Source organism: Faecalibacterium butyricigenerans (genome assembly GCF_020687345.1).
Classification (GTDB): Bacteria; Bacillota; Clostridia; order Oscillospirales; family Ruminococcaceae; genus Faecalibacterium; species Faecalibacterium butyricigenerans.
In genome coordinates this window covers 1-14,639 of record NZ_JAJEQL010000020.1, presented here as the reverse complement: position 1 = coordinate 14,639, position 14,639 = coordinate 1, and the positions used below count along the sequence as shown (strand labels likewise).

Annotated in this window: 11 protein-coding genes; 8 read left to right on the top strand and 3 right to left on the bottom strand. The window is 57.3% G+C overall.

Features of this window, described 5'->3' with window-relative positions; genetic code table 11:
* Nucleotides 1-130 precede the first annotated feature (130 nt).
* The 5 genes from LKD23_RS08555 to LKD23_RS08535 all read left to right on the top strand — a co-directional run bounded on the left by LKD23_RS08555 (nt 131) and on the right by LKD23_RS08535 (nt 6,852).
* Complete coding sequence (locus LKD23_RS08555; protein ID WP_227621276.1) at nt 131-2,434, top strand: ATP-dependent Clp protease ATP-binding subunit; 2,304 nt, start codon at nt 131-133, stop codon at nt 2,432-2,434.
* A gap of 68 nt (nt 2,435-2,502) precedes the next feature.
* Complete coding sequence (locus LKD23_RS08550) at nt 2,503-3,483, top strand: diacylglycerol/lipid kinase family protein (RefSeq protein ID WP_227621275.1); 981 nt, start codon at nt 2,503-2,505, stop codon at nt 3,481-3,483.
* Nucleotides 3,484-3,695: 212 nt separating this feature from the next.
* Nucleotides 3,696-3,980, top strand: coding sequence for a co-chaperone GroES (locus LKD23_RS08545; protein ID WP_015563875.1), 285 nt, complete (start codon nt 3,696-3,698; stop codon nt 3,978-3,980).
* A 54-nt stretch (nt 3,981-4,034) separates the two neighbouring features.
* Nucleotides 4,035-5,675, top strand: coding sequence for a chaperonin GroEL (gene groL, locus LKD23_RS08540; RefSeq protein WP_227621274.1), 1,641 nt, complete (start codon nt 4,035-4,037; stop codon nt 5,673-5,675).
* Between the two features lie 298 nt (nt 5,676-5,973).
* Nucleotides 5,974-6,852 (top strand): HAD family hydrolase, encoded by an 879-nt coding sequence (locus tag LKD23_RS08535; RefSeq protein ID WP_227621273.1) that lies wholly within the window; start codon nt 5,974-5,976, stop codon nt 6,850-6,852.
* A gap of 113 nt (nt 6,853-6,965) precedes the next feature.
* Here LKD23_RS08535 and LKD23_RS08530 read toward each other — a convergent pair whose 3' ends face one another.
* The 3 genes from LKD23_RS08530 to LKD23_RS08520 all read right to left on the bottom strand — a co-directional run bounded on the left by LKD23_RS08530 (nt 6,966) and on the right by LKD23_RS08520 (nt 8,090).
* Nucleotides 6,966-7,343: a type II toxin-antitoxin system HicB family antitoxin gene (locus LKD23_RS08530; protein WP_015538062.1), complete on the bottom strand. Its 378-nt coding sequence runs from the start codon at nt 7,341-7,343 to the stop codon at nt 6,966-6,968.
* Nucleotides 7,344-7,483: 140 nt separating this feature from the next.
* Nucleotides 7,484-7,675 (bottom strand): type II toxin-antitoxin system HicA family toxin, encoded by a 192-nt coding sequence (locus LKD23_RS08525; protein WP_112114942.1) that lies wholly within the window; start codon nt 7,673-7,675, stop codon nt 7,484-7,486.
* Between the two features lie 112 nt (nt 7,676-7,787).
* Nucleotides 7,788-8,090 carry a helix-turn-helix domain-containing protein gene (locus LKD23_RS08520; protein ID WP_227621272.1) on the bottom strand — a complete coding sequence of 101 codons (303 nt, stop codon included), beginning with the start codon at nt 8,088-8,090 and terminating at the stop codon, nt 7,788-7,790.
* Between the two features lie 178 nt (nt 8,091-8,268).
* On the opposite strand from LKD23_RS08520, the gene LKD23_RS08515 reads away from it, so the two are divergent.
* The 3 genes from LKD23_RS08515 to LKD23_RS08505 form a co-directional block, all read left to right on the top strand.
* On the top strand, nt 8,269-10,158 hold the full coding sequence (locus LKD23_RS08515; protein ID WP_227621271.1) for an Eco57I restriction-modification methylase domain-containing protein: 1,890 nt from the start codon (nt 8,269-8,271) through the stop codon (nt 10,156-10,158).
* A 53-nt stretch (nt 10,159-10,211) separates the two neighbouring features.
* Nucleotides 10,212-13,520, top strand: coding sequence for a DEAD/DEAH box helicase family protein (locus LKD23_RS08510; protein WP_227621270.1), 3,309 nt, complete (start codon nt 10,212-10,214; stop codon nt 13,518-13,520).
* Between the two features lie 274 nt (nt 13,521-13,794).
* Nucleotides 13,795-14,639, top strand: an 845-nt coding sequence (locus LKD23_RS08505) for a plasmid recombination protein (protein WP_227621269.1), incomplete at its 3' end; no start/stop codon positions are given.

The window sequence follows — 14,639 nt, the reverse complement described above, 5'->3', positions numbered from 1 at the left end:
TTTTGTTTTGCTTTGGGGCCGGTGTGACACAAACTTCTGATTTTTTTCCGGCGGGCGGGGCTATACTGTTCTTTGATGCAACAGGGCAATACAGAAGACAGGAGCCACGCAGAAGATAGGAGCCACGCAAATGAGCATTTGGGATGCATTCGGCAAAGGACGGTACAAGGGCTTTTCCCGGGAGGCAGGGCAGCTGCTGGACAAGGCGGTGGAGCTGGCCGGAGGGCTGGGCTGCAAAAAGGCGGACACCGGCCATCTGCTGTGGGCGATGCTGCAATCGGACGGCGGCCCGGCGGCCCGCTTTCTGGCCGGGAAGAACATCTCGGAGCTGGAGGTGCGGCGACAGCTCTCCGCCGGGCGGAGCGGCACGGCCCTCCGGCTGGCTCGGGGCGACATGGCGGCAGACCTGCGCCGGGCGATGGACTACGCCGTCATCGGGGCACAGAACGCCCACCTGAGCCGGGCCGAGCCGGAACACCTGCTCTGCGCCATGCTGGAAGACGCCGACTGCGCCGCCGGGGTCATGCTGGCTTCGATGGGCGTCCAGCTCACCGAGGCGGTGCGGGAGTGCCGCCAGCTTTCGGGGCAGTTCATCCTGCCCATCCAGCCCCGGACGTCCCCGCCTCTGCCGCGGGGGAGCCGGGCCAGCGACAAATACTGCCGCGACCTGACCCGCCGGGCGGCGGACGGTGAGCTGGACCCGGTGTTCTGCCGGGAAAAGGAGCTGGACCGGATGGTAGAGATACTATGCCGCCGCCAGAAAAATAACCCCTGCCTCGTGGGTGAGCCGGGCGTGGGCAAGACCGCGCTGGCCGAGGGTCTGGCCCAGCGCATCGCCGACAAGCAGGTGCCCCGGATGCTGCAGGGCCGTCGGCTGTTGGCGCTGGATATGGCCAGCCTCGTGGCGGGCACCAAGTACCGGGGCGACTTCGAGGAGCGGTTCAAGAACCTGCTGGAAGAGCTTGTCCGGGACGGCAGCGCCATCCTCTTTGTGGATGAGTTCCACACCATCGTGGGCGCAGGTGCGGCAGAGGGGGCCATCGACGCGGCCAGCATCTTAAAGCCGGTGCTGGCCCGGGGCGAGCTGCAGCTCATCGGCGCGACGACGAATCAGGAGTTCCGCACCCACATCCAGAAGGACGCCGCCCTCGAGCGCCGCTTTGGGCGGGTGCAGATCGAAGAGCCGACCCCGAAGCAGGCGGTGGAGATTCTGGAAGGGCTGGCCCCCCGCTACGAGCGCTACCACGGCGTCCGCCTGCCCAATGAGGCCCTGCGGGAGGCGGTGGAGCTTTCGGTGCGGTACCTGCCGGGGCGCTGCCTGCCGGACAAGGCCATCGACCTTGTGGACGAGGCCTGCGCAGCGGTGCGCATCCGGGCCGAGCGGGAGGGGGAGAAGGACCCCGTCCTGAGCCGGAAGGAGATCGCCCGGGTGGTGGCACAGGCCAGCGGCGTGCCCGCCGAGCGGGTGGGCGAAAAGGAGCGGGAGCGTCTGGCCCGCCTCGAGGAGCGGCTGAACGCCGAGGTGGTGGGGCAAAGCCGGGCCGTGGCTGCGGTGGCCGGAGCCATCCGGCGCAGCCGCACAGGGCTGGGCGAGCCGGGCAGGCCCATCGGGGCGCTGCTCTTCCTCGGGCCGACCGGCGTGGGCAAGACGGCGCTGGCAAAGGCGCTGGCCGAGAGCTGGTTCGGCAGCGGGAAAGCCCTGCTCAAGTTCGATATGTCAGAGTATCAGGAGCAGCACACGGTGGCCCGTCTGCTGGGTGCGCCTCCGGGCTATCTGGGCCACGACGAGGGCGGTCAGCTCACCGAGGCCGTCCGCCGCCGCCCCTACAGCGTCGTCCTTTTCGACGAGATCGAAAAGGCCCACCCCGACATCCAGAACATCCTGCTGCAGATGCTGGAGGACGGCCAGCTCACCGACTCCATGGGCCGGAAGGCCGATTTCCGGAACACCATCGTCCTGCTGACGTCCAACCTCGGGGCACGGTTCCTCGCGGGGCAGAGCGCACCGCTGGGCTTTGGGGCGGGCAGCGAGGCTGCCTTTGAAAAGCAGTCGGAGGCCGCCGTCGCCGAGGCGAAAAAGTGGTTCCGGCCCGAGCTGGTGGGGCGGCTGGATGAGCTGATCGTCTTCCGCCCGCTGGAGGAGCAGAGCCTCTGCTCCATCGCCGAAAAGCTGCTGGGCCAGCTGGAAGAGCGTGCGGCCCGCAGCGGCTATCAGCTCACCCACACGGCCCGGGTCGGCCCGGCGCTGGCCGCAAAGGCCCGCTCGCCCTACGGGGCGCGGGAGCTGCGCCGACAGGTGGACCGTGCCGTGGAGCAGGCCTTCGCCGACCAGATCGCCTCCGGCAGCGTGAGCCTCGGCCAGCGCTGGACGGCAGACTGCACCGCCGACGGCACCATCGTGGTGGAGGAGACGCAGACGGCGGGCGTCGGGTGAAAAGCTCTTGCATCTGTTCTGGTTTTCCGCTATGATAGAGGGCAGGAATCACCAGAGGAGGAAGCCGAATGCGCTATCTGTTTTTGCTCAACCCCACCGCTGGCAAGCGGGACTGCACCACCGGGCTGACCCCGGCCATCCATGCCGCCGCCGGACGGGCAGGCATCCCGCCGGAGAAGCTGCAGGTCGTCGTGACCCAGTACGCGGGCCATGCCCGTGCGCTGGCTGCGGAGGCGGCGCGCACCGCCGAGGCCGAGGGCGAGCCGGTGCGCATCTGGACGGCGGGCGGCGACGGCACCTTCAATGAGGCGCTGACGGGTGCCAATGGGTGCGCCCTTGCCGCCGTGGGGTGTCTGCCCTTCGGCAGCGGCAACGATTTCCTCCGCACCTACGGCACGAGGGAGGAGTTCAGCGACCTTGACGCGCAATTCGCGGGCGGGGCGGTGGACATCGACCTGATGGAGACCGACCTCGGCCTCTCGGCCACCATCTGCGCCGCCGGGCTGGACGCACAGGTGGCCTACGGCATCCCCCAGTTCCGGCGCATCCCCTTCTGCGGCGGCGAGATGGCCTACGCCCTCTCCATCGTCCGGCAGCTCTGCGGCCACATCGGCCGGAAGGTGGCGTTCACCATCGACGGCGAGGAGCTGACGGTGGACTGCCTGATGTGCGCGGTCTGCAATGGCCGCACCTACGGCGGCGGCTTCTATGCCGCGCCGGAGGCCCGGCCCGACGACGGCTGGCTGGACGTCTTTATCATCCGCAGGGTGGGCCGACTGACCATCGCCCGGCTGCTGGGGATGTACAAGGGCGGGAAGCACTTCCGGGACGGTGCGCTGACCGAGCAGGCGAAGCCCTACTTCCTCTACCGCCGGGCCAAGTGCGTCTCCCTGCGCCCTACGGATGGGCGAGGCCCCATCGTGGCGACGGCGGACGGCGAGTGCGCCCCCTGCGAGGCCATCACCGCCCGGCTCAGGCCGCTGGCGGGGCACGTCCTGCTGCCGAAGCCCGCCTACGAGCGGTTCATGGCTCAGCGTGCCAGCGTATAAAAGGAGAGACTGCGAAGCGCCCTGCCGGGGGCGCTTTTTTGCTGTCATAAAATATTAACAAAGAAATTTGCAAAAACCCTTGATTTTTCTGTCTGAGATGAGTACAATACACTTAGCACTCAGGGAAATGGAGTGCTAAACACCCGGAGGGGAGAAGCCCCGGGCTATAAAAAAGTTTCACTTTTATTTTTTATAATAGGAGGGCAAGAACGATGAAGATCATTCCTCTTGCAGACCGTGTTGTTATCAAGACTGTTGAGGTCGAGGAGACCACCAAGGGCGGCCTCATCCTGACCGGCAGCGCCAAGGAGAAGCCGCAGGTGGCACAGGTCGTGGCCGTCGGCCCCGGCGGTGTCGTGGACGGCAAGGAAGTCAAGATGACCGTCAAGGTGGGCGATAAGGTGCTCACCAGCAAATACTCTGGCACCGAGGTCAAGGTGGACGGCGAAGAGTGCACTATCGTGCGTCAGGCCGACATCCTGGCCATCGTGGAGTAAGCGTCTTTCCCTCATCACTGGATCATCAAGCTTTTATAAAGGAGCGATAAGAATATGGCTAAGCAGATCAAGCAGGGCGAGGAAGCCCGCAAGGCACTGTGTGCCGGCATCGACACTCTGGCAGATACCGTTAAGATCACCCTCGGCCCCAAGGGCCGCAACGTGGTGCTGAGCAAGAAGTTCGGCGCCCCCGTCATCACCAACGATGGTGTCACCATCGCCAAGGAGATCGAGCTGAAGGACGAGTTCGAGAACATGGGCGCACAGCTGGTGCGTGAGGTCGCTACCAAGACCAACGACGCCGCAGGCGACGGCACCACCACCGCTACCGTTCTGGCACAGGCAATGGTCACCGAGGGCATGAAGAATGTCACCGCCGGTGCAAACCCGATGGACATCCGCCGCGGCATGAGCAAGGCTGTCACCAAGGCTGTCGAGACCATCAAGGCCCACAGCCAGAAGGTCAAGGACTCCAACGACATCGCCCGCGTCGGCACCATTTCTGCCGGTGATCCCGAGATCGGCCGCCTCATCGCAGAGGCCATGGAGAAGGTCACCTCCGACGGCGTCATCACCATCGAGGAGAACAAGACCACGGCTGAGACCTACAACGAGATCGTCGAAGGTATGCAGTTCGACCGCGGCTACCTGACCCCCTATATGGTCACGGATACCGACAAGATGGAGGCTGTGCTGGACAATGCCGCCATCCTCATCACCGATAAGAAGATCAGCGTCATTCAGGATCTCGTCCCCCTGCTGGAGCAGGTGATGCAGAACGGCATGAAGCTGCTGATCGTGGCAGAGGACATCGAGGGCGAGGCTCTGTCCACCCTGATCGTCAACCGCCTGCGCGGCACCCTGAACGTCTGCGCCGTCAAGGCCCCCGGCTTCGGCGACCGCCGCAAGGAGATGCTGCAGGACATCGCCATCCTGACCGGCGGCACCGTCGTGTCTGCTGACCTCGGCTACGAGCTGAAGGACGTTACCGTCGATATGCTGGGCCACGCCCGTCAGGTCAAGGTCACCAAGGAGAACACCACCATCGTGGGCGGCGCAGGCGACAAGGACGCCATCGCATCCCGCATCGCACAGATCCGCAACCAGATCGAGGCTGCTACCAGCGACTTCGACCGCGAGAAGCTGCAGGAGCGTCTGGCAAAGCTGGCGGGCGGCGTGGCCGTCATCAAGGTTGGCGCTGCCACTGAGGTCGAGATGAAGGACAAGAAGCTCCGCATCGAGGACGCTCTGAACGCCACCAAGGCGGCTGTTCAGGAGGGCGTCGTCGCTGGCGGCGGCACTGCCCCCATCAACGCCATCCCTGCAGTCCGTGAGCTGTGCGACACGCTGGAAGGCGACGAGCGCACCGGCGCAAAGATTGTCCTGAAGGCTCTGGAGGCTCCTCTGCGCCAGATCGCCAAGAACGCCGGCCTCGAGGGCAGCGTCATCATCGACAAGATCGTCTCTGCCAACAAGCCCAACTACGGCTTCGACGCCCAGAATGAGGTCTACGTGGAGGATATGATCGCCGCAGGCATCGTTGACCCCACCAAGGTCACCCGCTCCGCTCTGGAGAACGCAGCTTCCGTCGCTGAGATGGTGCTGACCACCGAGAGCCTCGTGGCCGACCTGCCCGAACCCCCGGCTGCTCCTGCTGCCGGCGGCGATATGGGCGGCATGGGCGGCATGTACTAATAACTGCCTAAAAACCGCATGAATCCTTGATTTTTGGAGCGCGCAAAAGCGGATTTACGCCAAACTTACGCCACTTACGCCAAAAATCAAAGCGCACTATAGGGTAACAAAATCGGCACTCGCTGAAAAGCGGGTGCCGATTTTTTGTGTCTAGGGATTTGTGAATTTGCTGAAAGAGAAATTTTTACTGCTTGGCTGAAAACAAAAGAAATGATTACAACACTCGCACTAAAAATATTGACAATATATAAAAGATGATGTAAAATTTTAACAGAAATTATCGTTTGGAGGCGATGTTATGGAATACGAACGTAGACATAAGGAGAAATTCCCCGTTTTAGCAATCTGTTACGATTTCGACAAAACTTTATCGCCTGACGATATGCAGGCGCAGGGATATATTCAGTCCGTTGGCTATAACATCAATGAATTTTGGGAAAAATCCAATGATTTGGCAGCGGACAATGACATGGATACTAATCTGGCATATATGTATACGATGAAAGAGGAAGCAGAAGGTAATTTTGTTTTTACAAAAAAGAAACTCGCCGAATATGGAGCAAAGGTAAAGCTTTTTAATGGTGTGGAGGAGTGGTTTGAGCGTATTCGTGCCTATGGAAAGGCACATGGTGTTATAGTAGAACATTATATTATTTCCTCAGGGTTAAAGGAAATGATTGAAGGAACGTCTATTGCTAAGAACGGGGCGTTTGAAAAAATTTATGCAAGCTCATTTTATTATAATGAACGTGGTGTTGCCGTATGGCCTGCACAGGTAATCAATTACACCAGCAAGACCCAGTTCCTCTTCCGCATTGAGAAAGGAACATTGGATATCAATGACTCGGCAGTAAATGAATACTTCCCGCCGGATCAAATGCGAGTTCCATTCCGCAATATTGTTTATATTGGCGACAGTGATACGGATATTCCCTGTATGAAACTAGTGAATTCTTCCGGAGGACATTCTATTGGCGTTTATAATCCAGATACAAAGGACAAGAAAAAAGTTTTGAAGATGATTCGGGATAATCGAATCAAGCATTTTGCACCAGCAGATTACTCGGAAAATGGCGAATTAGACCAATTGGTAAAGGCAATTATTGATAAGACTGCGGCTTACGAGGTGTTGGAATCGCAATATTTTGAGAATCTTGCTGAAGCGAGAAAAGAATAAAAAAGTATAAGCATATAGCGAACTTATTCATTCTGAACAGAGATGGCAACAGCCGCACAGCATGACCAGAATAGTCAACTGCTGTGCGGCTGTTGTTATGCTTATGCCTATACTTACGCCAGATGGAGTTTCTCTTTCAGCGCATCCTGAAGGACGCCGGAAAAGTTGATGTGTGCCGATTCGGCGGCATCGTTGAGCCAGCCGGGAATGGAAAGGGTTTTCTTTACGGGTCTGTACCGCTTTTCGTACTCTTCCATATCGAAAGGCACCATCACTACAAAATCTTCCGGGTCAACGTGAAGCGCAGAAGGGACAGAAGGCTCCGGGCAGACTTTGCAATCTTCCAGCATAAGGCCGATGGCATCCTGTGCCATGCGGACAGCTTCGTCCATGGTATCGCCTTGGGTGAAGCAGCCCTCAATATCGGGAATCTCAACAGAGTACCCGGTTTCTTCCGGGTGAAAAATTGCAGGATAGAAAATAGCATTCATAATGTGACCTCACCTTTTATAATTCAACAAACAATCAATGTACCTTCATTTAACAGGCCTACATTATTGGTTGGAAATTGTAGAATAGTCTATGCAGTGCTTCGCAGTTTCAGAATATGAAGTCTACAATCATCATATTCTTACTTTTTGAGTCCGGCTAATTTGAGAATGTTTTTCTCGGTACCGGGCTTCAGATCCTTTGCGTGAAATGGAACGACAGTGGTTTTGTTGGTAGTTGGGTTATGGTACTTGTAGTGTGACCCATTTGCACTGACTAAAACAAAGCCGTTCTGCTCCAGCAAGCGAATCATTTGCTTGGGAGTCATCGGCATGGCGGGTGCCCCTCCTTTCTTTCAGGATTACAGTTTTATTGTATACGTATTTTACGTATTTGTCAAGAGGCAAAAACAGCCGCCCAGCGACCTTACGGTCTCGCTGGGCGGCTTATTTTTTGCGTTTCCAGAGCAAATATTCTTCGTAGCGGTGCATCTCGTTCTGTTCTTCTTCGGTCAGGCGCTGGCGCTGTTTGCGAACCTCGTCCGAGGGGTCGATGTCGGTCAGACCCAGCAGGTAGTCGGCGGAGGTGCCATAACGCTTGCAGAGTGCAATCAATACTTCATGGCTGGGAGATGCTTTGTCGCGTTCCCATGTGCGGACGGTAGGCACTGAAACATGAAATGCTTTTGCTAAATCTTCTTGCGTTTCACCGTTTAATTTGCGTAACTCCGCGAGCCGTTCGCCAATCATCCTAATTCCCTGCCTTTCTTTGCTATCAGTATAAATAATATTGTCGCTTTTGACAAAAACCGATAATCCCGTTGTCAGTTTTGCTTAAAAGTGATAATATTATTATCATAATAGTGCGAAAGTGATAAGAATACTGACACTTCCGCCGCAACGCTAAGGCAAAGCGAGGGAATCCCCGTTGGAACAACTGATCGACTTTCACGCACCGGAAGTGCAGGCGGTGCTGGATACGCTACTAAAAGATAAATCCACCGGCAAAAACATCATCTGGGCCACCGACCCGCCGGAAGAGCTGCAAACGGTGATGTACGAACCTGTCACGGATAGATCCCAGATCACCACCCAGCAGCTCGGGCTGACCCACTACGAGGTGGTGCTGCCCCGGATGATGAAGCAGACCGACACCCAGCAGCAGCGCACCCGCAAAAAAGGCGAGGTGTTCAGCCCCGCATGGGTCTGCAACAAGATGAACAACGCACTGGACGCCGACTGGTTCCGTGGGCTGGGGGCAGGAGAGACCGCCGGGCAGTTTACGGTGGAGCTGCCCCAAGGCTGGCAGACGGTGGAAACGCCGGTGCAGTTCCCGGCTTGCAAGGGCAGGACCCCGGCATGGGTGCAGTATGTGCAGAGCCGCCGCTTGGAGGTGACCTGCGGCGAAGCCCCCTTTCTGGCGTCCCGGTACGATGCCGCTACCGGCGAGATGATCCCGGTAGCTCGGCGCATTGGCATTCTGGACCGCAAGCTGCGGGTGGTAAGCGAGAACGCCGCCACAGAGGACGAGTGGCGCAAATATGCCACCCATGCGGTGCAGTCCACCTACGGCTACGAGTATCAGGGTGATAATCTTTTGTTGGCGCGGGTCAACCTGCTGCTGACCTATGCAGAGCACTTGCAAGCCCGCTGGCAGCGCAAACCCACAAAAGAAGAGTTACAGCCTATCGCCACCATCATCAGCTGGAACCTGTGGCAGATGGACGGTCTGCACCTCTCTGTGCCCGGCGGCAAGCCCCAGCCGGAGACAGAACAGCTTGACCTCTTTTCCATGTTCGGGGCGGCAGAGCCGCAGCCGCCCACGGTATCCTGTAAAGTGAAAAACTGGCGCAAGGGCAGCCATGGAACGACCCAGAACTTTGAAACCATTCAGGAAGGGAGTACCAGCATGAAGTTTGATTATGTCATCGGAAACCCGCCGTATCAGGAAGTTGATGGAGGTTCAGGCGCAAGCGCAACACCGGTATATAACAAATTCATTGAGGAAACAAAGACATTGAATCCAACGGCAATGTCTTTTATTATTCCAGCAAAATGGTATTCTGGTGGTAAAGGGTTGGATAAATTTCGAGAGCAGATGTTAAACGACAAACGAATGGCGGTACTCGTTGACTATCCTAACTCGCTGGATGTTTTTCCGAATGTGGATGTTGCTGGTGGTGTATGCTATTTTGTGTGGGCTAAGTCACATGATGGAAAATGCTACTACATAAATTACCGAGATGGGGTTAAGACATCCGAATACCGTGATTTGAATGAGTTTTCGACATTTATTCGTTATCCAATCGCTGCCGAGATAGTTAAGAAGGTGCGTCTGAAAGGAGAGCAGACGCTTGATACGATAGTTTCCAGCCGAAAGCCGTTTGGTCTTGCTACAAATGTGAAACCGCTCAAAGCAGGAGATATTCAACTGAGATTTAATGGTGGGATAGGCCCATATAAAAGAAGTTTGATTTCTACGGGTATAGAAAATATAGACCGCTATAAAATCATTATTTCATATTTGACCGCAGAACACGCAGGACAGCCCGATAAGAACGGACAATACCGCATTCTCTCGACAATGGAAAAGCAGCCGCCGAAAGTAGTTTGTTCAGAAACGTATCTCGTTGCAGGAGCATTTGACACAGAAGCTGAAGCAGATAACTATATGAGATACCTGAAAACACGATTTGTGCGTTTTTTGATTTCGATTTTGGCGATGACACAGCATATCAGCAAAGGTATGTTTGGTTTTGCTCCTGTTCAGGATTTTTCAAGAGCGTGGACAGATGAAGAACTTTTTTCAAAGTATTAACTAACTTCTGATGAAGTGGCATTCATACAAAGCATTATAAAGGAGATGGCATAATGGCTGGCATAACCCTGCGCACTGCCCGGCAGGTGGTGCCCATGATCTACGCCTATACCACCCCGGAAATTGCCCGGCACAACGGCTGGACGAAGATCGGCTACACCGAGCAGTCGGTGGACAAACGTCTGAAACAGCAGACCCACACCGCCGATGTGCTGTTCCATGAGGAGTGGCGGGGCAATGCCGTCTATGATGACGGCAGCGGTGAGGTGTTCACCGACCACGATTTCCACGCCTACCTCCGCAAGCTGAACGTGGAGAACGACCGCAAAAACGAGTGGTTCCATCTGGATGGGCAGCAGTCCCGGCGGTATTTTCAGGATTTCCGCATGAACCGGGGCCGGGTGCAGCTGGATGCCGCCATCGCCTACACCCTGCGGGAAGAACAGGCAAGGGCTGTCCATGACACCAAGACCTATTACCAGAGCCACCCCGGCGGGGAATACCTCTGGAACGCCAAGCCCCGCTTTGGCAAGACCCTTTCCGTCTACGATTTCTGCAAGCAGGTCGATGCGCAGACGGTGCTCATCGTCACCAACCGCCCTGCCATCGCCAACAGCTGGTACAGCGACTATGTGCGCTTTCTGGGCAGGGAGTCCGGCTATCTGTTTGTCAGCCATGTGGATGCCCTTGCCGGGCAGCCCCATGTGCTGGACGAGCAGGGCTATCTGGATGCCGCCGCACAGGGCGAGAAACTGTATAAGCGCATTGAGTTCGTCAGCCTGCAGGACATGAAAGGCTCCAAGTATTTCGGCGGCGAGTACGACAAGCTGCGCCACCTGACCGAGCTGAACTGGGATGTGCTGGTCATCGACGAAGCCCACGAGGGCGTGGACACCTACAAGACCGACCTTGCCTTTGACCGCATCCGCCGCCGCTTCACGCTGCACCTGTCCGGCACGCCCTTCAAGGCGCTGGCGAACGACAAGTTTGCCGGGGATGCCATCTTCAACTGGACCTACGCCGACGAGCAGGCCGCCAAGCGGAACTGGCAGGGCGCACCGGGGCAGCAGAACCCCTACGCAAACCTCCCCATGCTCAACCTCTACACCTACCAGATGTCCGAGATCATCCGAGACGAGATCCAGCAGGGGGTGGAGATCGACGGCGAAACGCAGGAATTTGCCTTTGATTTGAACGAGTTCTTTAAGGTAAAGCCCAGCGGCAGCTTTGAGCACGACGCCGAGGTGGACCGCTTTCTGGATGCCATGACTACCCAGAACAAATTTCCGTTTTCCACCCCGGAACTGCGTGCCGAGCTGAAGCACACCTTCTGGCTGCTGAACCGGGTGGACAGTGCCAGAGCGCTGGCGAAAAAGCTGCAGGCGCACCCGGTATTCCGGGACTATGAGGTGATCCTAGCCGCCGGTGACGGCAAGCTGGACGACACGGACGAGAACCAGAAGAGCTTTGACCGGGTAAAAGCCGCCATCGCTCACCACGAAAAGACCATCACCCTGTCGGTGGGGCAGCTGACTACCGGTGTCACCATCCCGGAGTGGTCGGCGGTGCTGATGCTCTCCAACCTGAAAAGCCCGGCGCTGTATATGCAGGCGGCGTTCCGTGCCCAGAACCCCTGCCTTTTCCACGAAAACGGCACCTTCCGTCGTAAAGAGAACGCCTATGTGTTCGATTTTGACCCTGCACGCACCCTGCTGATCTACGAGCAGTTCGCCAACGAACTTTCTCAGGACACCGCCAGCGGCAAGGGCAACACCGAGGAGCGCAAGGCGCACATCCAGAATCTGCTCAACTTCTTCCCGGTCATCGGCGAGGATGAGGAAGGGGAGATGATCCCGCTGGATGCAGAAAAAGTCCTCAGCATCCCCCGGAAGATCAAGTCCAAGGAAGTGGTGCGGATGGGCTTCCAGAGCAACTTCCTGTTCCAGAACATTTCCAACGTGTTCAGTGCCCCGCAGGAGGTGCTGGACATTCTGCAAAACTTCCAGCCCATCAGCGAAGCCAAGGCAAAGCCCATCCAGATCACCCCGGACACCGGCGCAGACCTCTCCCTGAACGACAAGGGCGAGGTGGATTTGGACGAGGGCTACGTCATCGGCAAGGCGGCGGATGTGTTCGGGGCAAAGATCTACGAAAGCACCCCCGCGCTGGACACCGCCCTGCAAGACATGACCGATGCCCCGGCTCCTGCCAAAGAAGAGCATCTGGAACCCCTGAAAAAGAGCATCACCAAGGAGATCATCACCCCCATGGTGGAGCAGGCAAAGCAGGAGTATGGCCGGGACCTGAAGCTGTCCGACCAGAAGCGGTTCGAGAGCACCGCCAAAGCCAAGATGGACGTGGCGGTGAACAAGGTGGTGGACAACTACCGCATCGACCAGAGCCAGCTGGAGACCCAGCGCACCCAGCAGCTGCAAAGCTGCACCACCGCCCAGCAGCGCCAGCAGGTGAACCGGGAGTTTGATGCAAAGCAGCAGCAGAGCACCGCCGCCCTGATGGAGACCCTGCAAACCACCATCCAGCAGACAGCGCAGGAAATGCAGCAGACCATCGTGCGCACTGTGGAGACCAACCAGAAGGAGCAGGAGAAAAAGGGCTACGAGGACACCGTCCGTGACCATCTCCGGGGATTTTCCCGCACCATCCCGTCCTTCCTCATGGCCTACGGCGACGAGACCGTAACACTGGCAAATTTTGACCAGATCATCCCGGACAAGGTCTTTCAGGAGGTCACCAGCATTACGCTGGAACAGTTCCGCTTTTTGCGGGACGGCGGGCCGTACATCAACCAAGCCACCGGACAGGAGGAGCACTTTGCAGGCCACCTGTTCGACCCGGTGGTGTTTGACGATTCGGTGAAGGAGTTTCTGAACCTGAAGGTCAAACTGGCGGATTACTTTGACGAGAGCCGCACCGAGGACATCTTCGATTACATCCCGCCTCAGAAAACCAACCAGATCTTTACCCCCAAGTGGGTGGTGAAAAAGATGGTGGACTTGCTGGAACAGGAAAACCCCGGCTGCTTCGATGACCCCGGCAAGACCTTCCTGGATCCCTACATGAAGTCCGGCCTGTACATTACGGAAATCGTCAAGCGTCTTTACCGCAGCGAGAAGATGCGGCAAGCCTTCCCGGACGATAACGCCCGGCTGGAACATATCTTTGCCAAGCAGGTCTATGGGCTTGCCCCTACCGAGATCATCTACCGCATTGCCATCAGCTACATTCTGGGCTTTGCAAAGGATCACGGCATCACCGCCCACCACATCCGTCAGGCGGATACGCTGGAATTTGCCAAGGCGGGCACCATGGAAAGGGAACTGGATAAGATCTTCAGAGATTGACCAATAGAATACGGCATAAAACCAAAGGCGGCTGTCTGCATGGGTGCAGATGGCCGCCTTTTTTGTGCTATACGATTACGAAAACGGACGAATTTGTCAGTTCTCGTTACATCGGAGCCGGACGAGCTGTCCATTCCAGGACAGCTTGCCCGGAGCAAGAGTGCAGAGGTGCGGGTCGCCAGTGGCGACCTCAAAAGGCCGCAGGTATTTTGAAGCACCGACCGAGCCGACAGGCGAGACCGCAGCCCTTTGAAGGGAGTCAAGGGGGAACGCCTTGCCCAGTGATATGACGCTGTGCGTCATATCCTACTGGGTATTATCTGGCGCACCGCAGGCGGCAGATTCAGCAGCAAAGCTGCTGCGCACCCACCCCGCCAAGATGTTGAAATGGAGTGATGTCTATCTGAAACTGACACGACACAACGGACGAGCCGGAGCACACGGCACTTACAACCCCAAGCACAATGACCGCAGTTTCAACCTTGCCAACAGTGAGCACATCGACCCGGAACGAGCCAAGGGCAACATCTACTGGGACTGCTTCCACGGCTTTCGTTCGGCTCTCGCTCCACCCGACCCGGATGATCTGGCGGCGACTTTCTCGGAGGTGGAACGGCAATTCTATGAAACCCACTACACTGCCTTTGTCGAAAGCCAAAACGAGCGCAACGCCAAGATCCGGCACACAGAGCGCAACCGATCCATTCCCGACCTGCTGTCCAGCCGCAAGACCTGCCCGGAAGAGACCATCTACCAACTTGGAACGCTGGATGAACACGCTTCGGCGGAGGACTTGCTGAACATCGTCACGGAGTTCATCGAGGCGTTCAAGACCAAGTTTGGCGAACATGTTCATGTGCTGGACTGGGCATTGCATCTGGACGAAAGCACACCCCACATCCATGAGCGTCATGTGTTCGACTGCGAGAACAAATATGGTGAGGTGGCTCCCCAGCAGGAAAAGGCGTTGGAAGCGTTAGGCTTCAACCTGCCCGACCCGGACAAGCCCCTCAGCCGCCGCAACAACCGCAAGATTACCTTTGATGCCGCCTGTCGGAAAATGCTGTTCGAGATTGCAAAAAGGCATGGGCTGGAATTAGAGGAAGAAGCGGAGTACGG